This window comes from Achromobacter sp. 1011811831 (assembly GCF_059760905.1).
In genome coordinates this window covers 1-25259 of sequence record NZ_JCBANG010000089.1, presented here as the reverse complement: position 1 = coordinate 25259, position 25259 = coordinate 1, and the positions used below count along the sequence as shown (strand labels likewise).

Genomic DNA, 25259 nt, shown 5'->3' with positions numbered 1-25259 from the left:
GCGCGGCCAGCGTCTCGTCCAGCGCCGCCACCAGGCGGTCCGCGTCGGCCGTGGAAAACGGCAGCGGCGGGCGGATCTTCAAGATATTGGCATGCTCGCCGGCGCTGCTGATCAGCACCTGCCGGTCGCGCAACCCGTTGACCACGCGCGCCGCCTGCTCGGCGGCCGGTTCGCGCGTGGCGCGGTCGCGCACCAGCTCCACGCCGATGAACAGGCCCGCGCCGCGCACGTCGCCGATGAGGTCGTGGCGCGCGGCCAATCCTTGCAGGCGTTCGCGCAGGTAGACGCCGACGCTCTCGGCGTTCCGCATCAGCCCTTCCTGCTGCACCGTGCGCAACACCGCCAGGCCGGCCGCCGCCGATACCGGGTTGCCGCCGAAGGTGTTGAAGTAGCGGCTGTTGCGGCCGAAGGCCTCCAGCACTTGCGGCCTGGCCGCCACGCCAGCCACCGGATGGCCATTGCCCAGCGGCTTGCCCATGGTGATCAGGTCCGGCGCCACGCCGTGCCGCATATAGCCCCACAGCGTCTCGCCGGTGCGCCCCATGCCGGCCTGCACCTCGTCGGCGATGAACAGGCCACCGGCATCGTGGATCGCGTCCACGGCTTCGCGCAGGAAGCCCGCCGGTCCGGCCTGCACGCCGTCGCTGGAGAAGATGGTGTCCACCATCAGCGCCGCCGGTCGCAACCCGTGGCGGGCCAGGTCCGCGATCGCCTCGCGCACCGCGCGCGCCAGGGCCGGCCCGGTTTCGCCGGGCGCCTGGCGGTAGCTGTCCGGCGCGGCCACGGCGCGCACGGCCGGCCCCAGCGTCACATGGCGGCCCAGCGACGGCGAGGCCTGCGCGATCGACAGCGTCACTCCGTGATAGGCGTGGCGCGTGACGATCAGGCCGGTGGCGCCGGTATGCGCCTGCGCGATGCGCAGCGCCAGGTCATTGGCCTCGCTGCCGGTGCAGGTGAACATCACATGGCCCGGCCCCGGCGCGTAGGTCGCCAGCAGCGCCTCGGCGTAATCGAGCACCGTCTCGTGCACGTAGCGCGTGTGCGTGTTCAGGATCGACGCCTGCCGCGCGATCGCCTCGACCACGGCGGGATGGCAGTGGCCCAGCGGCACCACGTTGTTGTAGGCGTCCAGATAGGGCTTGCCCTGGGCGTCGTACAGCCACACGCCCTCGCCGCGCACCAGGTGCAGCGGCTGGTCGTAGAACAGGCGATAGGCCGGGCCCAGCAATTGCTGGCGCCGCGCGATCAGCGCGGCGGTATTTGCCGCGGCCTGCGCCGCGCCGTCGCCGGAATGGGTCATGGTCATGGCTGTGATCCTATTGGAAGCCGCAGGCCGCGCGCAGCCGCTGCCGGGCCGTGTCGCGGGCGATGGCGTCGCAGGCCTGCAGGCGGGCCCAGGACAGCGCGTTGTTGCGCAGGATGTAGTCGGCGTTGTCCGGATAGCGCGCCGCGCGCCAGCCGCCGATGGCCACCACCATCGCCAGCCGCGCCATCATCAGGTCGAACAGCACGTCCAGCTCGGCTTCCTGCAGCGGGCTGACCGCGTGATAGGCGGCGGCGAAGCGGACGGCGGGCGCCAGCGGATCGGCGCCCGGCTCCAGCTGGTATGAAGCCGCCACGGCCAGGTCGTTGACCAGCGGAGCGCGCACCATGTCGCCGAAGTCCAGGATGCCGGCGATGACGTCGTGATCCTGCGGATCGACCAGCACGTTGTACAGATTCAGGTCGTTGTGGATGGCCTGCGCGCGCAGGCCGGGCAGCGCCGGCCGGGCGTGCTCGGTGAAGCGCGCCATGGCGCGCTCGGCCAGCGCCCGGCGCGTCGGGTCGGCCACGTGCGCCAGCAGCGGCGCGACCTCGTCGGCGCGCTGGATGTCCCAGGGCAGCGCCAACGCGCCGGCCTCGTGTTCGAAACCGCGCAGCGCCAGCCCCAGCCGCGCCAGGGTCCGCGCCAGGTTGTCGCGCTGCGCCGCCGAGCGCGCGGCGTCCGGCAGCGGCAGGCCCGGCAGGTAGCTGAACAGCCGCAGCACGCGCGGCGGCGCGTCCGGCGCGCGATGCCAGGCGCAGGGCTGGCCGTCGACGGCCAGCGCCACGCGCTGCACCGGCAGCGTCGGGTCCGCGCGTTCTACGTGCAGCAGCGCGCGGGCCTGGAAATCGGCCACGCGCGGATCCTCCGCCGGGTGCGAGAACTTCAGCACGTACTCACGGCCGTCGCGTGCGTGGAGGCGGAAATTGCGGTCGCGCTCGCCGGCCAGGCGGCGCGCCTGGGCAGCTATGCCGAAATGCCGCCGCGCGGCCTGCGCGGCCTCGTCCTCACCGATGTCCGGCGAAGCCACGGCCAGCACGTCCTGGGCGTCGTCCTGATCCATCATGGCGGCATCCTCAGGCGGCGGAGTCGAAGCCGCGCAACGCGCTGGCCAGGTTGGGTCCCAGGTCGTCGGACAGGTAGCCGCCTTCCTGCACCAGCACCGTGGGCAGGCCCAGCCGCGCGATCTCGGCCAGGATCAGGCCGAAGCCCTCGGTGGTGACCGCCAGCCCCTTGTACGGATCGCGCTCGTGGGCGTCCAGGCCCAGCGCCACCACCAGCGCGCCGGGCGCGTAGGCGCGGATGTCCAGGAACACGCGGCGCAGCGCCTCCAGGTAGCCGGCGTCGCCAGTGCCCACCGGCAGCGGGCGGTTGATGTTGTAGCCCAGCCCGTCGCCCTCGCCGGTCTCGTGGGCGTGGCCGACGAAGAACGGCGTGGTGTTGTGCGCGTCGGCGTGCATCGACACGGTCAGCACGTCGGCGCGGCGGTAGAAGATGCCCTGGGTGCCATTGCCGTGATGCACGTCCAGGTCCAGGATGGCGACCCGCGCGTGCGCGGCGCGCAGGTGCTGGGCCGCGATGGCGGCGTTGTTCAGGTAGCAGAAGCCGTTGGCGCGGTCGACATAGGCGTGGTGGCCGGGCGGACGGCACAGCGCGTAGGCCGCGCGCTCGCCGTCCAGCACCAACTGGGCCGCGTGGGTGGCGCAATGCGCCGACCAGGCCGCCGCTTCCCAGGTGCCCGCGCCGATCGGACACGCGGTATCGCCCATGTGATAGCCGGCCAGGCCGACGATGTGTTCGGGATAGGTGCAGGGCTGGCCGGGAAACGGATGCACATTGGCGACCACTTCCTCGGATGCGTCGGGCAATTCGCGCCAGCGCGCGTAGGCGGTTTCCAGGAAACGCAGGTATTGCGGCGTGTGCACCGCGGCGCGCGGCGCGGCGCCGTGATCGGCCGGCGCGACGATCCGGTGCCCGTCGCGCTGCACCGCCGCCAGCAGGCGCGCGCCGCGCTCGGGCTGCTCGTTGCTGCGCCGGACCTTGCCGCGCACGATGAAGAACTGCGGGTCATGAAGCTGGTGCTTATCGCTGTAGACGACTTTCATGTTTTCCTGCTGCCCCTTGGTTTTTCGCCCGCCGCGCCATGCTGCGAGACGAACAGGTTGCGGACGTGCTCCCAGGCATCGTCCAGATGTACCTTCATGCAGGCCTGCGCGGCCTGTACATCGCGGCGCGCCAGCGCGTCCAGGATGGGCTGATGCGTGGCCGCGACCATTTCCGGATCCTGGTAGACGTTGTCGATCAGCGAGATGATCATGCGCATCTCGGTCTGCGTGCTGGAGAACAGGCGCAGCAGGTAGGCGTTGCCCGACAGCTCGCAGATCAGGGTATGGAAGCTCAGGTCCAGCTCGATACGGCGATGCTGCGGCGCGTCGGCGGCCTCGGCGATCATCCGTTCCAGCAAGCCGCGCAGACGCGCCAGGCCGGCGGCGTCGGCATGCTCGCAGGCGGCCGCCACGGCGGTCATCTCCAGGCTCAGGCGCACCTGGAACAGGTCGTCGATCTCGCGCACCGACATCTCGCGCACGAAGAAGCCGCGACGCGGCCTGGACACCAGGATGCCCTGGCGTTCCAGGCGGCGCGAGGCCTCGCGCACCGGCGCCCGGCTGATCGCCATCTGCCGGGCGATCTCGGCCTCGACCACGCGGCTGCCCGGCGGCAGGCGGCCCTGCACGATGGCCTGGGTCAGCCGTTCTTCGACGACGCCGACCAGGTCGGGAACATTGACGGATTCGAAAGCATTGAGGGCGGCCTGGGTTTCGGGCATGGAAAGTCTCTGTCTGGGGCGGGAATGCGCCCGGCTTTCTTGCACAAGAAAACCCGGCGCGACAGCTATATAGCACCCCGTTTTTTTCAAGCATATCAGTACTACTGCTAACTGTCGACAGTTGACGATCGACGCATAATGCCCTGCACCCGGCCCCGCGCCGCAGCCACCCAACCAGGACGCATCGATGGCCCTCTCCCAGGAATCCGCGCAGCCGAGCAGCGCGGCCGAACAACAGACCCGCCGCGACCTGGCGGCCTGCTACCGGCTGGTCGCCCATTTCGGCATGGACGACAGCATCTACACCCACATCTCGGCACGCGTGCCCGGCGAGGAAGGGGCCTTCCTGATCAATCCCTACGGCCACCTGTTCCGCGACATCACGCCCGAATCGCTGGTCAAGGTCGGCATGGACGGCCATCCGGTCGCGCCCACGCCCCATGACGTCAATCCGGCGGGCTTCACCATCCACAGCGCCGTGCACATGGGACGCCCCGACGCGGGTTGCGTGCTGCACACCCACACCGTCGCCGGCGTGGCCGTGTCCTCGCTGGCCTGCGGCCTGCAGCCGGTGAACCAGTGGGCGCTGCAGTTCTACAACCGCGTCGCCTATCACGACTACGAAGGCATCGCGCTGGACCTGGACGAACGCGAGCGGCTGGTGGCCGACCTGGGCCAACAGAACGCCATGATCCTGCGCAACCACGGCCTGCTGACCGTCGGCGCCACCGTGGCCGAGGCCTTCATCCTGATGCTCAACCTGGACCGCGCCTGCCGCGTGCAGCTGGCGATCCAGTCCACCGGCCAGGCGACCTATCCATTGAGCGCCCAGGTCAGCGAAAGAACCGCGCGCCAGTACGCCAGCGGCGACACCAACCGCCTGCCCGGCTCGACCGATCCCAGCGAACGCGAATGGCGCGCGCTGCTCAAGCTGGTGGAACCGCCGCAGATCGCCCCCCGGCTCGCGGACGCCCTGAACGGCGCCACGCTGCGCGCCTGAACGGCACGCGCCGCTCCCCTTTCCCGCCGCCCCGGCCCCGTCACCAGGAGAACCTCATGAACCGACGCGACTTTCTGATCTCGAGCGCCGTCACGGCCGGCTGGCTGAGCGGCGCGACCGCCCTGCCCGCCTGGGCCGCGGCCGCGCGCAACGGCGTGCTCAACATCGCCGTGCAACCCGAGCCGCCGGGCCTGATGCTGGGCATCGTGCAGAACGGCCCCACGCAGATGATCGGCGGCCAGATCTACGAAAGCCTGCTGCGCTACGACGACAAGCTGGAGCCCATGCCTGGCCTGGCCGCGTCCTGGACGGTGAACGACGCGGCCACCGTCTACACCTTCACGCTCAAGCAGGGCGTGCAATGGCACGACGGCAAGCCCTTCAACGCGCACGACGTGGTGTTCAGCGTCGACCAGTTCCTGCGCAAGACCCACGCGCGCCTGCGCGCCGGGCTGGCTTTCGTGGACAGCATCAAGGCGCTGGACGAGCACACGGTCGAGTTCCGCCTGCCCCGGCCGTTCGGCCCGTTCCTGGGGCTGTTCGAGGTCGGCACCATGCCGATGGTGCCGCGCCACATCTACGAAGGCACCGACTACCTGAACAACCCGGCCAACAACACGCCCATCGGCACCGGCCCCTACAAGTTCAAGGAATGGCGGCGCGGCTCGTACATCCAGCTGGTGCGCAACGAGCAGTACCACGAGGCCGGGCTGCCCAGCGTCGACACGCTGTACTTCCACGTGATCCCCGACGCCGCCTCGCGCGCGGCCGCCTTCGAGTCCGGCAAGCTGGACGTCTTGCCCGGCGGCACCGTCGAGTACTTCGACATCGCGCGCCTGAAGGCGCTGCCCAATGTCGAGACCACCACCAAGGGCTGGGAGTTCTTCGGCCCGCATTCCTTCATGTGGCTCAACAACCGCCAGCCGGTGCTGGCCGACGTGCGCGTGCGCCGCGCCATCATGTACGCGCTGGACCGCGAGGCCATGCGCAACGTGGCGTGGTACGGCTTCGGCAAGGTCGCCACCGGCCCGTTCAACAGCAGCGTGCGCTATCACACCGACCAGGTCACGCCTTATTCGCGCGACGTGGCGCGCGCCAAACAACTGCTCAAGGAAGCCGGCTACAAGGGCCAGACGCTGCGCCTGCTGCCGCTGCCCTACGGCGAGACCTGGCAGCGCTATGCCGAGATCGCGCGCCAGAACCTGGCCGAGGCTGGCATCAAGCTGGAGATGACCGCCACCGACGTGGCCGGCTGGAGCGAGAAAACCGCCAACTGGGACTACGACATCGCCTTCTGCTACCTGTACCAGTACGGCGACGCCGCGCTGGGCGTGAGCCGCAACTACCTCACGTCCACCATCGCCAAGGGTTCGCCCTGGAACAACGTCGAGGGCTACAGCAATCCCAAGGTCGACGAGCTGTTCGAACGCGGCGCGCAGGAGGCCGATCCGCAGAAGCGCCGCGCGCTGTACGAAGAGGTGCAGCGCATCCTGGTCGACGAGGTGCCGGTGGCCTGGCTGCTGGAACTGCAATTCCCCACGCTCTACCGCAACAACATCAAGAACCTGATCAATTCCGGCATCGGCTTGAACGATAGCCTGGCGCGCGCCACGCTGGCCTGAGCGGCGCGCAGCCCGGCAACAGGGGGAATGCCATGAAGAAACTCGCTTACCTGATGCGCCGCGTCGCGCAGGGCCTGCTGGTGCTGGCCCTGATCGCGGTCATCAATTTCCTGCTGATCCGCGCCGCGCCCGGCGATCCGGCCGCCGTCATGGCGGGCGAGGCCGGCGCGGCTGACGAGGCCTTCGTCGCGCAGCTGCGCGAACGCTTCGGGCTGGACAAGCCGCTGCCCCAGCAGCTGGCGGCCTACCTGGGACACGCCGCCCGGCTGGACCTGGGCGATTCCTACCGCCAGCAACGGCCGGTCATGAGCCTGATCGGCGAACGGCTGCCCGCGACGCTGCTGCTGACCCTGACCGCCTTCGTCGTGTCGCTGACGCTGGGCGTGGCGCTGGGCGCGTGGGCCAGCGCCCGCGCCGGCACCTGGCTCGACAGCCTGGTCAGCACGCTGTCGATGCTGTTCTACGCCACGCCGCTGTTCTGGCTGGCGCTGATGGGGGTGCTGCTGTTCTCGGTCAAGCTGGAATGGCTGCCGGGCTTCGGCTTCGAGACGGTGGGCGCGGGCCACGCGGGACTGGCGCGCGCGGCCGACATCGCCCGCCACCTGGTGCTGCCGGCGGCCACGCTGGCGCTCTTCTACATGGCGGTGTATGCCCGCATGACGCGCACCGCCATGCTGGAAGTGGCGCAGATGGATTTCATCAAGACCGCCCGCGCCAAGGGCCTGTCGCCGCGCCGCATCCAGCGCCGCCACATCCTGCGCAACGCGCTGCTGCCGGTCATCACGCTGGCCGGCATCCAGGCCGGCTCGATGGTGGGCGGCACGGTGCTGATCGAAACGGTGTTCGCCTGGCCCGGCATCGGCCGGCTGATGTTCGACGCCCTGGTGCAGCGCGACTACAACCTGCTGCTGGGCACGTTCCTGATCACGGCGGCGCTGGCCGTGGCGTTCAACATCATCACCGACCTGCTCTACACGCTGGCCGATCCGAGGATAGAACTGCAATGAACAACGGATTCTGGCGGCGTTTCCGCCGCAACAAGGGCGCCCTGGCCGGACTGGCCGTGATGGCCGTGGTGCTGCTGCTGGCGCTGTCCGCGCCGCTGGTCGCGCCGCACGATCCCTGGGCCATGGTGCAGCGCCCCTTCCTTCCGCCGCTGGGCATGGCCGGCCTGCCCTTCGGCACCGACACCATGGGCCGCGACATCGGCTCGGGGCTGGCCCACGGCGCCCGCATCTCGCTCTTGATCGGACTGGTATCGACGCTGGCGGGCCTGTTGATCGGTGTGTCGGTCGGCGCGCTGGCCGGCTACTACGGCGGCTGGATCGACAACAGCCTGATGCGCTTCACCGAGCTGTTCCAGGCCATCCCCAGCTTCGCGCTGGCCATCGTGCTGGTGGCGATCTTCCAGCCCTCGGTGGCGTCCATCGTCACGGCCATCGCGCTGGTCTCGTGGCCGCCGGTGGCGCGGCTGGTGCGCAGCGAATTCCTGACGCTGCGCCACCGCGACTTCGTTCATGCCGCGCACCTGGCGGGCGAATCGAACCTGCGCATCATCGTCACCCAGATCCTGCCCAACGCGGCCGCGCCCATCGTGGTGATGGGCTCGCTGATGGTGGCCACGGCCATCCTGCTGGAATCGAGCCTGAGCTTCATGGGCCTGGGTGATCCCAACGTGATGAGCTGGGGTTACATGATCGGCGCGGCCCGCACCGCGCTGCGCCAGGCCTGGTGGATCAGCCTGTTCCCCGGCGTGGCCATCCTGCTGACGGTGCTGGCGCTGAACCTGATCGGCGAAGGCCTGAGCGACGGCCTGAACACCCGGATGGATCCCAGGAGCCGCGCATGAACCTCGTCACCTCCCATGCCGCCGCCCCGCCGTCCGGGGACGCACTGCTCGACATCAGCGGCCTGTCAATCCGCCTGCCGGCCGGCGCCGACCGGCCGCTGGCGGTCAAGGACGCCAGCCTGCGCATAGGTCGCGGCGAAACGCTGTGCATCGTGGGCGAAAGCGGTTCCGGCAAGTCCATGATCGCCAACGCCGTCATGGGCCTGCTGCCGCAGCCCATGGTGGCGCCGGTGGCCGGCGCCGTCGTGTTCCAGGGTCACGACCTGCTGGCCCTGGCCGAGCCGCAATGGCGCGCGCTGCGCGGCAACCGCATCGGCATGATCTTCCAGGATCCGATGTCGGCGCTCAATCCGGTGATGCGCATCGGCGACCAGCTCGAAGAGGCGCTGGACGCGCACCTGCGCCTGTCGCCCGCCGACAAGCGCGCCCGCATCCTGGGCGCGCTGCGCGACGTGCGGCTGCCGGACCCCGAGGGCATCGCCGCCAGCTATCCCGGACGCCTGTCCGGCGGCCAGCGCCAGCGCGTCATGATCGCCTGCGCGCTGATGCTGGAGCCGGCGCTGCTGATCGCCGACGAGCCCACCACCGCGCTGGACGTCACCACCCAGGCGCAGATCCTGGAACTGATCCGCGACCTGCAAGCCAAGCGCGGCACCGCCGTGCTGTTCATCACCCATGACTTCGGCGTGGTCTCGCAGATCGCCGACCGCGTGGCCGTGATGCAGCTGGGCGAGATCGTCGAGGCCGGCGCGGCCGCCGATGTGCTGGGCCATCCCCGCCACGACTACACCCGCAAGCTGATCGCCGCCATCCCGCACGGCATGCCCGACACGGCGCGCGAAGCCGCGCGCCAGCCGGTATTGCTGGACGTGCGCGACCTGCACAAGACCTATGTGTCCGGCGGCGGCCTGTTCCGGCGCGGCCGCGAAACCGCCGCCATGCGCGGCATCAGCTTCACGCTGCAGCGCGGCGAGGTGCTGGGCCTGGTGGGCGAGTCCGGTTCGGGCAAGTCCACGCTGGGCCGCTGCATCGCCGGCCTGCTGGCGCCGGACGGCGGCCAGATCCTCTTCAACGGCCAGGCGGACAAGGCGCGCCCCGCGCCGGGCCGCGTGCAGATGGTGTTCCAGGACCCGCAGGCCTCGCTCAACCCGCGTCATACCGTGGGCCGCTCGATCATGGCAGGCCCGCTGGCGCAGGGCATGGCGCCGGAACGCGCCCGCGCCCGGGCGGCGGAACTACTGCAGCTGGTCGGCCTGAATCCCGATGCCGCCGGACGCTATCCGCACGAATTCTCCGGCGGCCAGCGCCAGCGCATCGGCATCGCCCGCGCCCTGGCCAGCGAGCCCGAGCTGATCGTGGCGGACGAGCCGGTGTCGGCGCTGGACGTGTCGGTGCAGGCCCAGGTGCTGGAGCTGTTCGCCAGCGTGCGCCGGCAGTTCCAGCTGAGCATGCTGTTCGTCACGCACGACCTGCGCGTGGCGGCGCAGATGTGCGACCGCATCGCCGTCATGCAGCAGGGCCGCATCATCGAATGCGGGCCCGCCGCGCAGGTCATCGGCGAACCCGGCCAGGACTACACCCGCGAGCTGGTGCGGGCCGTGCCCGACTTCGCCAGCATCGTTTCCGGACGCGCGCGCATCAGCGGCCACGCGCGGCTGGCGGAGGCCGCGGCATGAGCGCCCGCCCCCTGCCCGCCGCCGACCGGCCGCCCTGCATCGCGCTCCTGAGCCGGGTGCTGGACATGCGCTACCTGGTGCCGGCGTTCCAGGCGCTGCGGCCCGACATCGCCTGGCGCACGGCCGACGACCTGGGCGATCCGGCCGGGATCGACGCCGCGGTCTGTTGGCTGCCGCCCGCCGGCCTGCTGGGCGCGCTGCCCAACCTGCGCCTGATCCAGTCGATCGGCGCCGGCGTGGACCACATCTACGCCGACCCCGCCGTGCCGCGCCACGTGCCGGTCTGCCGCGTGGCCGAGGCCGGCATGGCGGCGGGCATGAGCAGCTACGTCGCCTGGGCGGTGATCAACCATCATCGCCATTTTCCCGACTATGTGCGCAACCATGCCCAGGGCCTGTGGTGCGAGAGCCCCATCGTGCCGCCATCGGAACACCGCGTGGCCATCGCCGGGCTGGGCCGGCTGGGCCTGGCCGCCGCGCGCGCGCTGGCGGCGCTGGGCTACCGCGTCTCGGGCTGGAGCCGCACGCCCAAGCCCGACCTGGCCGAGGGCATCACGGGCTATCACGGCGCGGACGGCCTGCCGGCGCTGCTGGCCCAGGCCGACACGCTGGTCTGCCTGCTGCCGCTGACGGACGAGACGCGCGGCTTCCTGGGCGCCACGACCTTCGCGCGATTGCCGCGCGGCGCCCATGTGATCAACGCCGGCCGGGGCGAGCACCTGGATCCCGCCGCCCTGCTGGCGGCGCTGGACAGCGGCCAGCTGTCCTATGCCACGCTGGACGCCACCCCGCAGGAACCGCTGCCGCCCGACCACGCGCTGTGGCGCCACCCCAAGGTGATGATCACGCCCCACATCGCCACCCGCACGCCGGCCGCCGCCATCGCGCAGCAGACGCTGGACAACCTGGCGGCAGTGCGGGAAGGACGCCGTCCCGACACCTGCGCCGACGCGGCCCTCGGATACTGATCCGGCCAGCGCCAAGCCTGGCGCGGACGCGTAACGGACATCCGCGCAGCGCCTGGCGCCGCACGGACCGGTTGACGCGGCCATCCTCGCTTGCTACACCAACAGACGCAATTGCACTTGGTCCCCAGAACTTATCTCTACCTGGAGGTGGTTTATGAGCAAGCGAATTGTTGTCGTAGGCGGCGGCGTAGGCGGCACCATGCTGGCCAATCAGCTCGCCGGAAAGCTGTACCCCGAAATCCAGCGCGGTGAAGTCTCCATCACGCTGCTCTCGGATTCGCCGGATCACTACTACAAGCCGGCATTCATGTACGTGGCCTTCAATCTCTTCTTCCGCGAAGAGCTGAAACGGCCGGAACGTTCCCTGCTACGCCCCGAAATCGAATTCCGCGTCGACAAGGTCACGCGCTTTCATTTCGACCGCCAGGAACTGTCCACGCAAAGCGGCAAGCGCTACGGCTATGACTACCTGGTCATCGCAACGGGCTGTGTGCCATCCCCCGAACGCATCGAAGGGCTGAAAGAGGCCGGCGACCATTTCTACCAGTACGCCGCCGCCCGCCAGCTGGCGGACCGCCTGTCGCGCATCGAACGCGGGCGGGTCTTCGTCAGCGTCACCTTCCCCAAGACGCCCAACGTTCCGCACCAATGCGGCATCGCGCCCATCGAGACCACGCTGATGCTGGACGACTACCTGCGGCGGCGCGGCGTGCGCGACAAGGTGGAAATCGTCTACACCTACCCGACCACCTCGCAGCTGCTGCGCAACTGCCTGTTCCTGCAGCGCCCGACCTGCGAGGTGCTGCCCGGCATCTTCGAGCAGAAGGGCATCCGCTTCCAGCGCGGCTTCACGCTGTCGCGGGTCGATCCGGAACGGCGCATCGCGTACTCGGAGGAAGGCGGCGAACAGCCCTTCGATATCCTCATGGCCACGCCGCCGATCCGCGCCGTGGACGTGGTGCTGGAGTCGGGCGTGTCGCAGGCCGAGAACGACGAAGGCTGGCTGCCGACCGACCACGAGACCCTGAAGGTCTACGGACTGGAGAACGTCTACGTGATCGGCGACACGGTCGACCTGCCGGTCAGCAAGGCTGGCGGCTCCTGCCACAACCAGGCGCCGGTCATCGCCAACAACATCGCCGGCGAGATCCGGCTGGGCCAGGTCTGCAGCGCCTATGACGGCAGGGTGCAGGCGGTGGCCCAGATGGGCCTGAACGCCGGCATGCCGCTCTGGTACGACTACACCCACGACGTGCTGCCCACGCCGCCCACCAAGCTCGGCGGCCTGCTGCGCCACGGGTTCAATCGCGGCCTGTACTGGGCCGTCGCAAGGGGAATGCTATGAACGCGCCACACGAAGGAACCGCTGCGCTGCCCGCCGACACGCCCGCATCCGCTGCCTTCCTGGGCGGCGGGCCAGGCGCGCGCGCACTGGCCGACAGGCTGGGCCTGCTGGCCGAAGCCGGCCGGCTCGACAACATCGCCGACCTGCTGTCGCTGGCCTCGGACCTGGTGGACCTGCTGGACCAGTCCATGGTGGAAAAGCTGGCGCTGCTGTCCGAGCAGGCCACCAGCGCGGCCTGGATCGCTGCCAACACATTGCGCGACGCCCACGCCCGCACGCTGCGGGAAGAACGGCCGCCCAGCCTGACGGGCCTCATCGGCCTGCTGCGCGACGAGGACACGCGGCGCGGCATGGCCGTGGCACTGCGGGCGCTGCAGACGCTGGGCCGGCAGATGAAGGCCCAGCGGCAGGACTACGCGGACGCATCGTAGGCCACGCTGGCGCATCGAGAACCCGCGCACGCGGGGGTGCCCCCACCTCGCCTGCGAGGCGCGTAAAAAAAACCCGGCGGCTCGGGCTTGAGCCGCCGGTTTTTTTTCGGCGCGCGGCAGGTTCCCGCCGCGCCCGGGTCCGGCCCGCTTACTGCAAGGTGCGGGTGAAGACGAACTTGCCGTCCTGCCAGTCCACCGGCACCACGTCGCGCGGACCGAACTGGCCTTCCAGGATCAGCCTGGCCACCGGGTTCTCGATCTGCTGCTGGATCGCGCGCTTGAGCGGCCGCGCGCCGAACACCGGATCGAAGCCCGAACGCGCCAGCTCGGCCAGCGCGGCCTCGGTCACTTCCAGCCGCATCTCCTGCCGTTCCAGGCGCTCGCCCAGGCGGCGCAGCTGGATGCGGGCGATGGACTCGATGTGCTGCGCTTCCAGGCCATGGAACACCACCACCTCGTCTATGCGGTTCAGGAACTCGGGCCGCAGCGTCTGCTTGAGCTCGTCCCACACCACTTCCTTGATCACCTCGTAGGGCTTGCCGGCCAGGCTCTGGATGTGATGCGAGCCCAGGTTCGAGGTCATCACGATGACGGTGTTGCGGAAGTCCACCGTACGACCCTGGCCGTCGGTCAGGCGACCGTCGTCCAGCACCTGCAGCAGCACGTTGAAGACGTCCGGATGGGCCTTTTCCACTTCGTCCAGCAGCACCACGCTATAGGGCTTGCGGCGCACGGCCTCGGTCAGGTAGCCGCCCTCTTCATAGCCCACGTAGCCCGGAGGCGCGCCGATCAGCCGCGCCACCGAGTGCTTTTCCATGAACTCGCTCATGTCGATGCGGATCATGTGCTCTTCGGAGTCGAACAGGAACTCGGCCAGCGCGCGCGTCAGCTCGGTCTTGCCCACGCCGGTGGGGCCCAGGAACAGGAACGAGCCGTAGGGCCGCGACGGGTCCGCCAGGCCGGCGCGCGAACGCCGGATGGCGTCGGACACCAGGCGCACGGCCTCGTCCTGGCCCACCACGCGCTTGTGCAGGTATTCCTCCATGTGCAGCAGCTTCTCGCGTTCGCCCTGCATCATCTTGGACACCGGGATGCCGGTGGCGCGCGACACGACCTCGGCGATTTCCTCGGCGCCGACGCGGGTGCGCAGCAGGCGCGGCCGGCCCTCGCCGCCCTCGGCCTCGTTGGCGGCCTCGGCCGCGCCGATCTCGGCGGCCTTCAGGCGCGCTTCCAGGTCGGGCAGCTTGCCGTACTGCAGCTCGGCCAGCTTGTCGAACTGGCCCTTGCGCTGCAGCTCGGCCATCTCGGCGCGCACGCCGTCGATCTCTTCCTTGATGGCCTGCGTGCCCTGTACGGCGGCCTTTTCAGCCTTCCAGATTTCCTCGAAGTCGTTGTACTCGCGTTGCAGCTTTTCGAGCTCGTCCTCGATCACGCCCAGGCGGCGCTTGGAGGCATCGTCGGTTTCCTTCTTGACGGCCTCGCGCTCGATCTTGAGCTGGATGATGCGGCGGTCGAGCTTGTCCATCACTTCCGGCTTGGAATCGATTTCCATGCGGATGCGCGCGCCGGCCTCGTCGATCAGGTCGATGGCCTTGTCGGGCAGGAAGCGGTCGGTGATGTAGCGGTGCGACAGCTCGGCCGCGGCCACGATGGCCGGATCGGTGATCTCGACGCCGTGGTGGATCTCGTAGCGCTCCTGCAGGCCGCGCAGGATGGCGATGGTGGATTCCACGTCGGGCTCGTCGACCAGCACCTTCTGGAAGCGGCGCTCCAGCGCGGCGTCCTTCTCGATGTACTTGCGGTATTCGTCCAGCGTGGTCGCGCCGATGCAATGCAGCTCGCCGCGCGCCAGCGCGGGCTTGAGCATGTTGCCGGCGTCCATCGCGCCCTCGGCCTTGCCGGCGCCGACCATGGTGTGCAGCTCGTCGATGAAGACGATGTTGCTGCCATCGTCCTGCGCCAGTTCCTTCAGCACGGCCTTCAGGCGCTCTTCGAATTCGCCGCGGAACTTGGCGCCGGCCAGCAGCGCGGCCAGGTCCAGCGACAGCACGCGCTTGCCGCGCAGCGTCTCGGGCACTTCGTCGTTGACGATGCGCTGCGCCAGGCCTTCGACGATGGCGGTCTTGCCGACGCCGGGTTCGCCGATCAGCACGGGGTTGTTCTTGGTGCGGCGCTGCAGGATCTGGATGGTGCGGCGGATCTCGTCGTCGCGGCCGATCACCGGATCGAGCTTGCCCTGGCGGGCGCGCTCGGTCAGGTCCATCGTGTACTTGGACAGGGCCTCGCGATTGGACTCGCCCTCGGCGGCGGACACCGACTCGCCGCCGCGCACGGCGTCGATGGCGGCTTCCAGCGCCTTCTTCTGCAGGCCGGCCTCTTGCAGGATGCGGCCGGCCGGGCCCTTGTCGTCGGCCAGCGCCAGCAGGAACAGCTCGCTGGCGATGTAGGTGTCGCCGCGGCGCGCGGCTTCCTTGTCGGTGCGCGTCAGCACGCCCTGCAGCTCGCGGCCGACCTGGACGTTGTCGTCGCCCTGCACCTGCGGCAGGGACTTGAGCGCCTGCTCGATGGCCGGCTGCAGCCGGTTCACGGCGACGCCGGCGCGCGCCAGCAGGCTGCCGGCCCCGCTGTCGGCATCGGACAGCAGCGCAGACAGCACATGTATGGGCTCTATGTAGGGATGATCGTTGCGGGCGGCCAGGCTCTGGGCGTCCGCCAATGCCTGTTGGAACTTGGTGGTAAGTTTGTCGAATCGCATAGTGGTCGTTTGGCTTGTTGAGGAGCCTGACCGATGCATCGCCGGCTGGCTCGATGACCTGAATATGTGGCCGGAGCAGGGAATTTCAAGACCCTGACGGCCTTGCGGACTCTATCGACGTGCGGCAACCTGAGGAATCATGAGCATATACGTTTTTGTCTACGGCACGCTACGCGCGGGCGAGATCAACGACCTGGAGCGCACCGCCTCCGACCGCGGCCTGCCGGCGGTACGGCGGGTCGGCGCGGCCAGCGTGCCGGGCCGGCTGGTCGACTTCGGCGCCTGGCCCGGCCTGATTCCCGTGGCTGACGGGCGTCGCGTCCTAGGAGATATCTATCAGGTCGAGCCGGCCCATATCCACTTGATGGACGAAATCGAGGACTACCATCCCGGCCGGCCCGGCTGCTTCCTGCGCCGCGACGTGCTGGCGCGCCTCGCACAGCCCGGCCCGGACGGCGCGGAGCTGTCCTGCCAGTACTACCCGATCGATCCCGCCTTGCGGGGCGCCGCCAGCGACATCGCGGCCGTCGACCAGGTCACGGACTGGATCCTTCACCGACGCGCCGGGAACGCTTGCGCGACGTTCATGTCCAAGGACGCCGCGCGCAGGTAAGACACCCGTAGTAACAACGGACTACAATAGCAATTGTCATCAAGCTTCCTGCCCGCACCGGCTACCCGCCGCTCGACGGGCGCTATAGAGGTCACTATGCAAAAACGGGTCCCCGTTGCCCCTGATGCCGCCCATTGCTCCACGTGTATGCTGGGACACGTGTGCGTGCCTGTGGGCATGGCAGCCGCCGAAGTAGAAAAGCTGGACGAACTGGTGAAGGAACGCGTGCGCCTTGAAAAGGGCAAGACGCTGTACTCGCTGGATCACCCCCTTGATGCGGTCTATGGCGTGCGCTTCGGCAGCCTGAAGACGCAGCTCGAAGACGCGACTGGCCAGATCCAGATCACCGGTTTCCATCTGCCCGGCGAGATCGTCGGCATGGACGGCATGCTCGACGGCAAGCACGTGTCGGCCGCCATCGCGCTGGAAGACTCCGAAGTCTGTGTCATTCGCCTGAATGAAGTCGACCGCGTCTCCGCCCACCTGCCCTCGCTGCAGCAGCAGTTCCGCCGTCTGATGAGCCGCGAGATCACGCGTTCGCACCAGATGCTGGCCTCGCTGGGCTCGATGCGTTCCGAACAGCGCCTGGCGGCGTTCCTGTTGAACCTGTCGCAGCGCTATGCCTCGCTGGGCTATTCGTCCACCGAGTTCGTGCTGCGCATGAGCCGCGAGGAAATCGGCAACTACCTGGGCCTGACGCTGGAAACGGTGAGCCGGCTGTTCTCGCGCTTCGCCCGCGACGGACTGATCCGCATCAACCAGCGCGAAGTCCGCATCCTCGACCAGCCTGCGCTCAAGCAGCTGCTGGGCCAAGAAAGCTGCTGAAGCCGCCCATGCGCCGCGCGCGCGCCTTCCTGCCGGCCGCCAGCCTGATGCTGGCGGCGTTGGCGGCCCCGCTCGCAGCCGCCGCGCAGACGCCCCTGCCCGATCCCTACGACTACGACGAAGCCGCGCCCGCGCCCAAGCCGGCCAAGCCGGCGCGCTGGCAGACCGTCGAGCTGGGCAAGCCGGGCCATCGCTACAAGATCCCGGTCTACGCCAACCGCCCGCTGGGCAAGGGCGAACTGGCCGACATCAAGCAGGTGGTGGTGGTGATCCACGGCGTCAAGCGCGACGCCGACCGCTATTACGAATACGTGGCCGACCTGCTGGAACGCAATCCGGAGCGCGCGCGCGACACGCTGGTGCTGGCGCCGCGTTTTTCCGGTTCCATCGATTCCGGCTTCGCCGGCATGGCCGCCTGGCGCAAGGCCAGCTGGGAAGAAGGCGAGGACAGCGTGCAGGCCGCCGGCCGGCCGGCGCCGGTCAGCTCGTTCCAGGTCCTGGACGACCTGCTGCGCAGCCTGGACGACCGCCAGCGCCTGCCCGCGCTGGCCGGCATCGTGCTGGCCGGCCATTCCGGCGGCGCGCAGCTGGTGCAGCGCTACGCCGTGCTGAACAACGTCGACGGCCCGCTGCGCCGCGACGGGCTGGCGCTGCGCTACGTGATCGCCAACCCCTCTTCCTACCTGTACCTGACCAACGAGCGGCCACGCCCGGACGGCAAGGGCTACGCGCCCTACGAGCGCGGCATCTGCCCCACCTACAACCAGTACAAGTACGGCACCGACAAGCTGCCCGCCTACGCCCGCGGCCAGGAGGAATCCCGGCTGTTCGTGCGCTACGCGGCGCGCGACGTCACCTACCTGCTGGGCGGCGCCGACAACAACCCCGAGCACCGCCTGCTGGACAAGACCTGCGGCGCCGAGGCCCAGGGCTCCACGCGGCTGGCGCGCGGCACCGCCTACCTGCAATACGAGTTCCTGCTCGCATCGCGCGGCAGCAAGCCGGTCACTCTGCACCGCGCCGGCTACGAAGTGCGCGGCGTGGGCCACGACGGCAAGAACATGTTCGGCTCGGAATGCGGCGCCCAGGTCCTGTTGGGCGAAGGCGCGCGCGGGACGGACAGGGCCGCGCCCTGCGAGCCGATCAAGCCGCGCGGCAAGTAGCGCCCGCCCGGCGTCGTCCAGGGCGCCCCCCAAAATGACAGCAAGCTGAATGCCGCCTCGGCGGCGCGTGCAATTTCGCGCGGCCGGGAGCAATATAGGGACATGCCGGCGGCGGCGCGCTTGCGGCCGCGCCGGCGTTTCCCATTCCGGCAAGCAGCAAGGACTGCCATGACGCACACGCATCTGGATGTCGCCGACGCGAAGCGCCGCATCAAGGCCATTTTCGTCGGTTCCATGGGCAACCTGGTCGAGTGGTACGACTTCTACGCCTACACCGCCTTCGCGCTGTACTTCGCCCCCGCCTTCTTCCCCTCGCACGATCCCGTCGTCCAGCAGCTCAACGCCGCCACGCTGTTCGCGGCCGGCTTCATCGTGCGACCGCTGGGCGGCTGGCTGTTCGGGCATATCGCCGACCGGCACGGCCGGCGGCTGTCGCTGATGGTGTCGGTGGGCATGATGTGCGTGGGCTCGCTGATCATCGCCCTCACGCCCACCTACGCCTCCATCGGCCTGGCGGCGCCGGCGCTGCTGGCGCTGGCGCGCGTGATCGAGGGGCTGAGCCTGGGCGGGGAATACGGCGCCAGCGCCACCTACCTGACCGAGATCGCCGACGCCGAGCACCGCGGCTTCTATTCCAGCTTCCAGTATGTGACGCTGATCGGCGGCCAGCTCAGCGCCATCCTGGTGCTGTTGCTGCTGCAGAACGTGTTCCTGACTCACCAGCAGCTGGTGGATTGGGGCTGGCGCATCCCCTTCGTGATCGGCGCGCTGCTTGCCATCGTGACCGCCTTCATGCGGCGCGACATGCCCGAGACCGACTCCTACAAGGCCGCCAGCAAGACCCAGCCGCGCACCAGCTCGCTGCGCGGCCTGCTGAAGTACCCGCGCGAGGTGGCCATCGTGGTGGGCCTGACGGCGGGCGGCACGGCGGCCTTCTACACCTTCACCACCTATATGCAGACCTTCGTCCGGCAGACGGCGGGCTTTTCCGACATCGTCACCACCTATGTGATCGCCGCCTCGCTGATCTTCGCGCTGATCCTGCAGCCGCTGTATGGCGCGCTGTCCGACCGCATCGGGCGCAAGCCCTTGCTGGTGTTCTTCGGCGTCGCGGGCGCGCTGCTGACCGTGCCCATCCTGTACACGCTGGCGCAGACGCGCTCGCCCTTCATCGCCTTCCTGCTGATCTGCGGCGCCTGGGTCTTCACGGCCGGCTACACCTCGATCAACGCCGTGGTGAAGGCCGAGCTGTTCCCGACCAACATCCGCGCCACCGGCGTGGCCGTGCCCTATGCGGTGACCGTGTCGATCTTCGGCGGCACGGCGCCCGCCATCGCCCTATGGTTCAAGCAGCAGGGGCATGAGCAATGGTTCTATTACTACCTGGCCGGCGTGATCTTCCTGTCGCTGCTGGTGTATGCGACCATGCGCGACACGCGCCGCGAATCGGCCATGCACCGACATGAATAGCGACAGCGGGCGCGAGCGGGCCTGACGCGGGCGGCCCGCCGCAATGGGCCCGCACGGGCCCTGCGCCACACGCCGGCATGCGCCGGTTAGCGCCGCGCTCCGGTCAGCGCCCTATCGGGCACGGGCGCCGGCGGCTCCAGCGGCGCCGCCTGCAAGGACTGGATCTCCAGCGCCGTGACGGCATGCGCCACGCAGGGCAGGATCCAGCCCTCTTCCTTCTCGTCGCGCGACAGGCCCGGCCATTCGATGCGGTAGCGGATCTCGCCCTCCAGCATCAGGCACATGCAGGCGCGGCAGGTGCCGTTGCGGCAGGAGCTGGGCAGCTTGATGCCGGCGGCCTGCGCGGCCAGCAGCAGCGACGTGTCCTCGTCGGCATCGAAGCGCAGGCCCGAGGGCTGGACCAGGACGGGATGCGAGGGCATGGCGGAAAGCGCGGGCTCAGCCGGCCGCGTCGTCGCGCCAGTCCAGTTGCCAGGCGCCGGACAGCACGTTCTGCAGCCACAGCGTGCAGGTCAGGGTCTTGGCGTCGGTCACCTCGCCCCGGGCGCAGGCCTCGTACAGCTCGGACGGTTGGGCGCTGATCACGTCCAGGAACTCGTCCTGGTCCAGCTGCCTCGGCCCGGCGCGCAGGCCGCGCGCGAAGAAGATGTGGATGATCTCGGTGGAATAGGCGATCGCCAGGTGCAGCGCGCCGGCGTGGGCCCATTGCGCGGCGGTATAGCCGGTTTCCTCCAGCAGCTCGCGCTTGCCGCAGGCCAGCGGGTCCTCGCCCGGATCCAGCTTGCCGGCGGGAAACTCGGTCATCACGCGGCCGATGGGGTAGCGGAACTGCCGCTCCAGCAGCACCCGGCCGTCGTCGAGCAGGGGAATCACCACCACCGCCCCCGGATGCACCACGTATTCGCGCGTGGAGGTGTTGCCGTTGGGCAGGCGGACGGTGTCGTTGCGGATCTTCAGGAAGCGGCCGTCATAGGCCGCCACGCTGGAAACCAGCTCTTCGTGCAGATGGGATTCGGGTTTGGTCGTCATGGCGCGTGCGGATGGCGGCCGGGAGGTCGGCGGCCTGCGCCGTCCGCCCGGCAGGAGTGCATGAGCTTACCATCGCGCCGCGGCGGCCCCGCGACGCCGCGCGCCCGGCCCCGCGCCTACGGCGCGACCCGGATCACCACCTTGCCGAAATGGCTGCCGGACGCCAGGTGCGCGAAGGCGGCCGGCGCCTCGTCGAAGCCAAAGCCCCGGTCGATCACGGGCTTGATGCCGGCGACCGAGACGAAACGGGCCAGGTCCTCCAGCATCTTGCGGCTGCCCACGAAGATGCCTTCCAGGCGCTTGGCGCCGCCGATCAGCGCCAGCGGCGCCACCGGCGTCGCGCCGAAGCCGCTGACGCCGCCGATCATGGATACCGTGCCGCCCATGCGCACGGCGGCCACCGAGCGTTCCAGCGTGCCCTGCCCGCCCACTTCCACCACGACGTGCGCCCCTTCGCCGTCCGTCTGGCGCAGCGCCTCGGCCTGCCATTCGGGCGTTTCGCGATAGTTGATCAGCACATCCGCGCCGAGTTCGCGCGCCTGCTCCAGCTTGCGGTTGCTGGACGAGGTGACGATGGCCCGCAGGCCGGCGGCCTTGGCCAGCTGCAACCCCCAGATCGACACGCCGCCCGTGCCCAGCAGCAGCGCCGTCTGGCCCGCCTGCGCGCGGCCGCCGACGAACAGGGCGTTCCACGCGGTCACTGCCGCGCAGGGCAAGGTCGCGGCCTCTTCGTCCGACAGGCCAGCCGGAGTGGCGACCAGCCCGTGCTCGGCATAGACGGTTTCCTCGGCCAACACGCCATCCGTGGCCGCACCCGGCGCCAGCGCGGTCTTGGCCGGCGTGGGCTCGCCATCGATCCAGTCCGGCATGAAGGCGCCCATGACACGGTCGCCCACGCGGAAACGCGTGACGCGCTCGCCGACGGCGGCGACCACGCCGGCCATGTCGGAGGCGGGGATGACGGGCGCGCCACTGCCCTTCAGGTAATTGCCGTCGGCGACCATCAGGTCGCGAAAGTTCAGGGACACGGCGCGGACGCGCACGCGCACCTCGTACGGGCCGAGCGCTTTCGATTCCAGCGTGACGCGCTTGAGCGATTCGATGCCCTTGCCGCCGGTGACGTGATAGGCCTGCATGATGAGATTCCTTGCGATACGTAATGGAAGGCGCGCCGTGCTGGCGCCGCCCGGTACCGCTAAGATATAGGGGAATTAACATCCCTAGTGGCGCATTTTTTTCCTTTCAATGATTCCTGAAAAGAACCAATCAAGAATTGCCATGAATACCCGCAACGTCCACGACCGCCTCAACGGCATCGAAGCCTTCGTGCAGGCGGCCGAGGCCGGCAGCTTCGCGCTGGCGGCCGAGCGCCTGCGCCTGACGCGCTCGGCCGTCGGCAAGTCCATCGCGCGGCTGGAGGCCCGGCTGGGCGTGCGTCTGTTCCACCGCACCACGCGCCAGCAAAGCCTGACCGACGACGGCCAGGCCTACTACGACCGCTGCGTGCGCGCGCTGGCCGAGCTGCAGGCGGCCGAAGCGGAGCTGGACAGCGGCCGCCGCGAGCCGCAGGGCCGCCTGCGCGTCACCGCCCCGCTGGTATTCGGCCGGCATTGCGTCGCGCCGGTGTTGCGCGAGCTGGCTGGCCGCTATCCGCAGCTGGAGGTCGATATCTCGTTCAACGACCGCGTGGTGGACCTGATCGACGAAGGCTATGACCTGGGCATCCGCGTCGGCGACCTGCCGGACAGTTCCAGCCTCGCGGCGCGTCGGCTGGGCCTGCAGACCATGGGCATCGGCGCGTCGCCCACCTATATCGCCGCGCACGGGCGTCCCGTCACGGCGCAGGAGATGCAGGACCACGCCGGCATCATCTATGCGCGTGGCGGCCAGGACAAGGCCTGGACGATGCAGGATGAGGATGGCCGCGCGACGCAGCTGCGCCTGCGGCCGAGCCTGCGCCTGGACGACCTGCAGGCCATCGCCGACGCGGCCATCGCCGGCGCTGGCCTGGCCTGGCTGCCCTGTTGGATGCTGGCGCGCTACGTCGGCACGGGAGAGCTGGAGGTGCTGATGCACGGCGACCAGCTGGCCGCCCATGAGGTGCACGCGGTCTGGCCGCAGGCGCGCCACCTGCCTTCCAAGACCCGCGCCGCGATCGACGCGCTGGCCGCGCGCGTGCCTGCGATGCTGGCGCCGTAGCGGGGACGGCCTCGCGCGTACCCGCGCGGATCAGGGGGTAGAGAATGCCGGCGAGACCGGCGCGCCGAATACCTCGTTCAGCCGAACTTGCGCAACGCGTCCAACGCCAGGCCGGCGCCGATGCTGCCGAACAGGTCGCCCTCGACGCTGCGCGCGCCGGGCACCAGCGCCGACACGCTTTCGCGCAGCCGGGGCACGCGGCTGGAGCCGCCGGTGAAGAACACGGTATCCACGTCCGCCGCCGCCACGCCGGCGTCGCGCAACAGCGCGCCGACGGTGGTTTCCACCTTTTCGATCAGCCGGCCGACGCAGGCGTCGAACGACGGCCGCGTCACGTCCACGGCCAGCCCCGCGCCGACGCGCGACAGGTCGATGCGGGCCTCGGGCGCTTCCGACAGCGCGATCTTGGCTTCTTCCACCTGCACCGCCACCCAGTGGCCGGCGCGCTCCTTGACCAGATTCAGCAGCAGGTCGATCTTGGCGCGGTCGCCCGCCTCGGCGCGGATGTAGGCGAAGTGCTCGGCGGCCTTGCGGGTATAGGCCTGGTTGATGGTGTGCCAGCACGCCAGGTTGCCGTACTGCGTGGACGGCACGTCCTTGCCGCTGCGCAGCTGGCTGCCCAGGCCCAGCAGCGGCATGACATGGGCCAGGCTCAGCTGCTTGTCGAAGTCCGCGCCGCCGATGTGCACGCCGCCGTAGGCCAGGATGTCCTCGCGGCGGTCGGCCTTGCCGGCGCGGCCGGGGCCCAGGCGGATCAACGAAAAGTCGGAGGTGCCGCCGCCGATGTCGATGACCAGCACCAGCTCCTCGCGGTCGATCTGCGATTCATAGTCGAAAGCCGCGGCCAGCGGTTCGAACTGGAACTCGATGTCGGTGAAGCCGACCTGGCGGGCGATCTCGCCCAGCGTGTCCTGCGCGGTCTGGTCGGCGGCCGGATCGTCGTCCACGAAGAACACCGGGCGGCCCAGCACCACGCGGTGGAAATCGCGGCCGGCGGCGGTCTCGGCGCGACGCTTGAGCTCGGCGATGAAGCGCGTGAGCAGCACGCGGAACGGAATGGAGCGGCCCTGGACCTCGGTCGAGCCATCGATCAGCGAGCTGCCCAGCAGGCTCTTCATCGAGCGCATCAGGCGCCCGTCGTAGCCGGCCAGGTAGTCGGCGATGGCGCCACGGCCATAGCTGACCTCGTTGTCTTCGTCATGGAAGAAGATGGCCGACGGCAGGGTGGGCTTGCCGTCCTCGAGCGACAGCAGCGCGTGCTGGCCGGGGCGGCTCCAGCCCACGGTGGAATTGGACGTGCCGAAGTCGACGCCGCATGCGGAGGAAATCATGGAATTCAAAGGCTTGGGGGGCAAAACGGCGCACAAGTGTACCCTGCCCGCGCCGGATCGCTCCTTGCCCGCCCCCGCCCTCGCCTGCCGGGGCGCCCCGCCGCGCGTCCCCGCCGGCCAACGCCGCCGGCCAGGCGCCCGTCTCAGCCCTGGACCCGCCGCAGCGCGCGCGACGCATACAGCAGCGTCGCCACGGCCACCAGCAGGCCGCAGGCGAAGCCGCCCGCATAGCCGAGCTGGGCGGCCAGCACGGTGATCAGCGACGAGGTCAGGATCTCGCCCAGGTCGCGCGAGCTTTGCACGGCCGTCATGTCGGTGCCCGCCTGCTCGCCGCGCCGCGCGAAGCGCATGGCCAGCGTCATCAGCGCCACCGAGGCCGCGCCCGCGCCAAATGATCCCAGCGCCTGCGCCGCGTAGGCCGGCCCAGGCCCGGCGGCGATCCAGCCTTGCGCCTGGGCGGCCCAGGCCAGCGCCGCCAATCCCGAGGCGGACAGGCCCATCGCCAGCGCCGCCCGCGCGCCCAGCCGGCCGACCAACCAGGCGCCGCCGCCGCAACCGATCAGCACCGTGACCACGCCGCCGGCCATGCCGACGCGGCCCACGTCCTCGACCGCCCAGCCGGCGTCCACCAGGTACAGCTTGGCCAGGCCGTAACCGGCCACCGCCGTCATGGCCGACAACAGCGCGGCGCCCGCCAGCGCCCAGGCGCCCGGTCGCCGGGCAAAGCCGGCCAGGCTGGCGCACGGCCGGCGCGCAGCGGACACGGCGGGCGGCTCCCGCCGGCCCGCCCCCCACCGCAGGCGGGCCGCGCCCCTCCTCCTATTAACCCCTCACGCCGCCCACGGTTTATAAA

23 protein-coding genes are annotated in these 25259 nt (G+C 69.8%); 13 read left to right on the top strand and 10 right to left on the bottom strand.

All coding sequences use genetic code 11. From position 1 onward, the window contains the following. The 4 genes from AC6LJ9_RS25330 to AC6LJ9_RS25315 all read right to left on the bottom strand — a co-directional run. Positions 1–1300, bottom strand: a 1300-nt coding sequence (locus AC6LJ9_RS25330) for an aspartate aminotransferase family protein (protein ID WP_498149664.1), incomplete at its 3' end; no start/stop codon positions are given. Between the two features lie 16 nt (positions 1301–1316). Further along, positions 1317–2369, bottom strand: coding sequence for a phosphotransferase (locus AC6LJ9_RS25325; RefSeq protein WP_498149663.1), 1053 nt, complete (start codon positions 2367–2369; stop codon positions 1317–1319). A gap of 10 nt (positions 2370–2379) precedes the next feature. Continuing rightward, entirely contained in the window at positions 2380–3408 is a 1029-nt protein-coding gene (locus tag AC6LJ9_RS25320) for a histone deacetylase family protein (RefSeq protein ID WP_498149662.1), read from the bottom strand. Continuing rightward, the gene (locus tag AC6LJ9_RS25315) at positions 3405–4130 is read right to left on the bottom strand and encodes a GntR family transcriptional regulator (protein ID WP_498149661.1); all 726 of its coding nucleotides are present in this window, start codon (positions 4128–4130) and stop codon (positions 3405–3407) included. Before AC6LJ9_RS25315 ends, AC6LJ9_RS25320 begins: the two co-directional genes overlap by 4 nt. 187 nt (positions 4131–4317) lie before the next feature. Here AC6LJ9_RS25315 and AC6LJ9_RS25310 point away from each other — a divergent pair, with 187 nt between their 5' ends. The 8 genes from AC6LJ9_RS25310 to AC6LJ9_RS25275 all read left to right on the top strand — a co-directional run bounded on the left by AC6LJ9_RS25310 (position 4318) and on the right by AC6LJ9_RS25275 (position 13021). Then, the gene (locus AC6LJ9_RS25310; RefSeq protein WP_498149660.1) at positions 4318–5130 is read left to right on the top strand and encodes a class II aldolase/adducin family protein; all 813 of its coding nucleotides are present in this window, start codon (positions 4318–4320) and stop codon (positions 5128–5130) included. A gap of 56 nt (positions 5131–5186) precedes the next feature. Continuing rightward, entirely contained in the window at positions 5187–6752 is a 1566-nt protein-coding gene (locus tag AC6LJ9_RS25305; RefSeq protein ID WP_498149659.1) for an ABC transporter substrate-binding protein, read from the top strand. A gap of 32 nt (positions 6753–6784) precedes the next feature. Then, entirely contained in the window at positions 6785–7759 is a 975-nt protein-coding gene (locus tag AC6LJ9_RS25300; protein WP_498149658.1) for an ABC transporter permease, read from the top strand. Next, positions 7756–8601: an ABC transporter permease gene (locus AC6LJ9_RS25295; protein WP_498149657.1), complete on the top strand. Its 846-nt coding sequence runs from the start codon at positions 7756–7758 to the stop codon at positions 8599–8601. The genes AC6LJ9_RS25300 and AC6LJ9_RS25295 overlap by 4 nt, the downstream gene beginning before the upstream one ends. Next, positions 8598–10277, top strand: coding sequence for a dipeptide ABC transporter ATP-binding protein (locus AC6LJ9_RS25290; protein WP_498149656.1), 1680 nt, complete (start codon positions 8598–8600; stop codon positions 10275–10277). The genes AC6LJ9_RS25295 and AC6LJ9_RS25290 overlap by 4 nt, the downstream gene beginning before the upstream one ends. Next, the gene (locus AC6LJ9_RS25285; RefSeq protein WP_498149655.1) at positions 10274–11245 is read left to right on the top strand and encodes a 2-hydroxyacid dehydrogenase; all 972 of its coding nucleotides are present in this window, start codon (positions 10274–10276) and stop codon (positions 11243–11245) included. Before AC6LJ9_RS25290 ends, AC6LJ9_RS25285 begins: the two co-directional genes overlap by 4 nt. Before the next feature lie 154 nt (positions 11246–11399). Continuing rightward, complete coding sequence (locus AC6LJ9_RS25280) at positions 11400–12590, top strand: NAD(P)/FAD-dependent oxidoreductase (RefSeq protein WP_498149654.1); 1191 nt, start codon at positions 11400–11402, stop codon at positions 12588–12590. Further along, positions 12587–13021: a DUF1641 domain-containing protein gene (locus tag AC6LJ9_RS25275; protein ID WP_212320617.1), complete on the top strand. Its 435-nt coding sequence runs from the start codon at positions 12587–12589 to the stop codon at positions 13019–13021. The genes AC6LJ9_RS25280 and AC6LJ9_RS25275 overlap by 4 nt, the downstream gene beginning before the upstream one ends. 148 nt (positions 13022–13169) lie before the next feature. Here AC6LJ9_RS25275 and clpB read toward each other — a convergent pair whose 3' ends face one another. Then, positions 13170–15776 carry an ATP-dependent chaperone ClpB gene (gene clpB, locus AC6LJ9_RS25270; protein ID WP_498149653.1) on the bottom strand — a complete coding sequence of 869 codons (2607 nt, stop codon included), beginning with the start codon at positions 15774–15776 and terminating at the stop codon, positions 13170–13172. A 139-nt stretch (positions 15777–15915) separates the two neighbouring features. On the opposite strand from clpB, the gene AC6LJ9_RS25265 reads away from it, so the two are divergent. The 4 genes from AC6LJ9_RS25265 to AC6LJ9_RS25250 all read left to right on the top strand — a co-directional run bounded on the left by AC6LJ9_RS25265 (position 15916) and on the right by AC6LJ9_RS25250 (position 19847). Then, positions 15916–16389, top strand: coding sequence for a gamma-glutamylcyclotransferase family protein (locus AC6LJ9_RS25265; RefSeq protein WP_498149652.1), 474 nt, complete (start codon positions 15916–15918; stop codon positions 16387–16389). Between the two features lie 96 nt (positions 16390–16485). Then, on the top strand, positions 16486–17214 hold the full coding sequence (fnr, locus tag AC6LJ9_RS25260) for a fumarate/nitrate reduction transcriptional regulator Fnr (RefSeq protein ID WP_212320620.1): 729 nt from the start codon (positions 16486–16488) through the stop codon (positions 17212–17214). 8 nt (positions 17215–17222) lie between these two features. Then, positions 17223–18377 carry a hypothetical protein gene (locus AC6LJ9_RS25255; RefSeq protein ID WP_249205329.1) on the top strand — a complete coding sequence of 385 codons (1155 nt, stop codon included), beginning with the start codon at positions 17223–17225 and terminating at the stop codon, positions 18375–18377. A 168-nt stretch (positions 18378–18545) separates the two neighbouring features. Next, a complete protein-coding gene (locus AC6LJ9_RS25250) occupies positions 18546–19847 on the top strand; it encodes an MFS transporter (RefSeq protein ID WP_103275226.1) in 1302 nt (433 codons plus the stop codon). An 86-nt stretch (positions 19848–19933) separates the two neighbouring features. Here AC6LJ9_RS25250 and AC6LJ9_RS25245 read toward each other — a convergent pair whose 3' ends face one another. The 3 genes from AC6LJ9_RS25245 to AC6LJ9_RS25235 all read right to left on the bottom strand — a co-directional run bounded on the left by AC6LJ9_RS25245 (position 19934) and on the right by AC6LJ9_RS25235 (position 22012). Beyond that, on the bottom strand, positions 19934–20269 hold the full coding sequence (locus AC6LJ9_RS25245) for a 2Fe-2S iron-sulfur cluster-binding protein (RefSeq protein ID WP_498149651.1): 336 nt from the start codon (positions 20267–20269) through the stop codon (positions 19934–19936). A gap of 16 nt (positions 20270–20285) precedes the next feature. Continuing rightward, entirely contained in the window at positions 20286–20876 is a 591-nt protein-coding gene (locus AC6LJ9_RS25240) for an NUDIX domain-containing protein (protein ID WP_103275228.1), read from the bottom strand. Positions 20877–20992: 116 nt separating this feature from the next. Continuing rightward, positions 20993–22012 (bottom strand): zinc-dependent alcohol dehydrogenase family protein, encoded by a 1020-nt coding sequence (locus AC6LJ9_RS25235; protein WP_498149650.1) that lies wholly within the window; start codon positions 22010–22012, stop codon positions 20993–20995. A gap of 142 nt (positions 22013–22154) precedes the next feature. Between AC6LJ9_RS25235 and AC6LJ9_RS25230 the strand changes: the two genes are divergently transcribed. Then, positions 22155–23075, top strand: coding sequence for a LysR substrate-binding domain-containing protein (locus tag AC6LJ9_RS25230; RefSeq protein WP_498149649.1), 921 nt, complete (start codon positions 22155–22157; stop codon positions 23073–23075). 77 nt (positions 23076–23152) lie between these two features. Here the strand turns inward: AC6LJ9_RS25230 and AC6LJ9_RS25225 are convergent, their stop codons facing one another. Both AC6LJ9_RS25225 and AC6LJ9_RS25220 read right to left on the bottom strand, forming a co-directional pair. Further along, entirely contained in the window at positions 23153–24406 is a 1254-nt protein-coding gene (locus AC6LJ9_RS25225) for an Hsp70 family protein (RefSeq protein WP_498149648.1), read from the bottom strand. A 143-nt stretch (positions 24407–24549) separates the two neighbouring features. Beyond that, positions 24550–25170: an MFS transporter gene (locus AC6LJ9_RS25220; protein WP_498149647.1), complete on the bottom strand. Its 621-nt coding sequence runs from the start codon at positions 25168–25170 to the stop codon at positions 24550–24552. Between the last annotated feature and the right edge of the window lie 89 nt (positions 25171–25259).

Bases quoted from the DNA above. Each gene is read 5' to 3' on its own strand.
- AC6LJ9_RS25305 (WP_498149659.1), top strand. From the start codon at position 5,187: ATGAACCGACGCGACTTTCTGATCTCGAGCGCCGTCACGGCCGGCTGG.
- AC6LJ9_RS25265 (WP_498149652.1), top strand. From the start codon at position 15,916: ATGAGCATATACGTTTTTGTCTACGGCACGCTACGCGCGGGCGAGATC.
- AC6LJ9_RS25325 (WP_498149663.1), bottom strand. From the start codon at position 2,369: ATGATGGATCAGGACGACGCCCAGGACGTGCTGGCCGTGGCTTCGCCG.
- AC6LJ9_RS25320 (WP_498149662.1), bottom strand. From the start codon at position 3,408: ATGAAAGTCGTCTACAGCGATAAGCACCAGCTTCATGACCCGCAGTTC.
- AC6LJ9_RS25225 (WP_498149648.1), bottom strand. From the start codon at position 24,406: ATGATTTCCTCCGCATGCGGCGTCGACTTCGGCACGTCCAATTCCACC.
- AC6LJ9_RS25290 (WP_498149656.1), top strand. From the start codon at position 8,598: ATGAACCTCGTCACCTCCCATGCCGCCGCCCCGCCGTCCGGGGACGCA.
- AC6LJ9_RS25295 (WP_498149657.1), top strand. From the start codon at position 7,756: ATGAACAACGGATTCTGGCGGCGTTTCCGCCGCAACAAGGGCGCCCTG.
- fnr (WP_212320620.1), top strand. From the start codon at position 16,486: ATGCAAAAACGGGTCCCCGTTGCCCCTGATGCCGCCCATTGCTCCACG.
- AC6LJ9_RS25235 (WP_498149650.1), bottom strand. From the start codon at position 22,012: ATGCAGGCCTATCACGTCACCGGCGGCAAGGGCATCGAATCGCTCAAG.
- AC6LJ9_RS25240 (WP_103275228.1), bottom strand. From the start codon at position 20,876: ATGACGACCAAACCCGAATCCCATCTGCACGAAGAGCTGGTTTCCAGC.
- AC6LJ9_RS25230 (WP_498149649.1), top strand. From the start codon at position 22,155: ATGAATACCCGCAACGTCCACGACCGCCTCAACGGCATCGAAGCCTTC.
- AC6LJ9_RS25245 (WP_498149651.1), bottom strand. From the start codon at position 20,269: ATGCCCTCGCATCCCGTCCTGGTCCAGCCCTCGGGCCTGCGCTTCGAT.
- AC6LJ9_RS25310 (WP_498149660.1), top strand. From the start codon at position 4,318: ATGGCCCTCTCCCAGGAATCCGCGCAGCCGAGCAGCGCGGCCGAACAA.
- AC6LJ9_RS25315 (WP_498149661.1), bottom strand. From the start codon at position 4,130: ATGCCCGAAACCCAGGCCGCCCTCAATGCTTTCGAATCCGTCAATGTT.
- AC6LJ9_RS25285 (WP_498149655.1), top strand. From the start codon at position 10,274: ATGAGCGCCCGCCCCCTGCCCGCCGCCGACCGGCCGCCCTGCATCGCG.
- AC6LJ9_RS25255 (WP_249205329.1), top strand. From the start codon at position 17,223: ATGCGCCGCGCGCGCGCCTTCCTGCCGGCCGCCAGCCTGATGCTGGCG.
- AC6LJ9_RS25300 (WP_498149658.1), top strand. From the start codon at position 6,785: ATGAAGAAACTCGCTTACCTGATGCGCCGCGTCGCGCAGGGCCTGCTG.
- AC6LJ9_RS25275 (WP_212320617.1), top strand. From the start codon at position 12,587: ATGAACGCGCCACACGAAGGAACCGCTGCGCTGCCCGCCGACACGCCC.
- AC6LJ9_RS25250 (WP_103275226.1), top strand. From the start codon at position 18,546: ATGACGCACACGCATCTGGATGTCGCCGACGCGAAGCGCCGCATCAAG.
- clpB (WP_498149653.1), bottom strand. From the start codon at position 15,776: ATGCGATTCGACAAACTTACCACCAAGTTCCAACAGGCATTGGCGGAC.
- AC6LJ9_RS25280 (WP_498149654.1), top strand. From the start codon at position 11,400: ATGAGCAAGCGAATTGTTGTCGTAGGCGGCGGCGTAGGCGGCACCATG.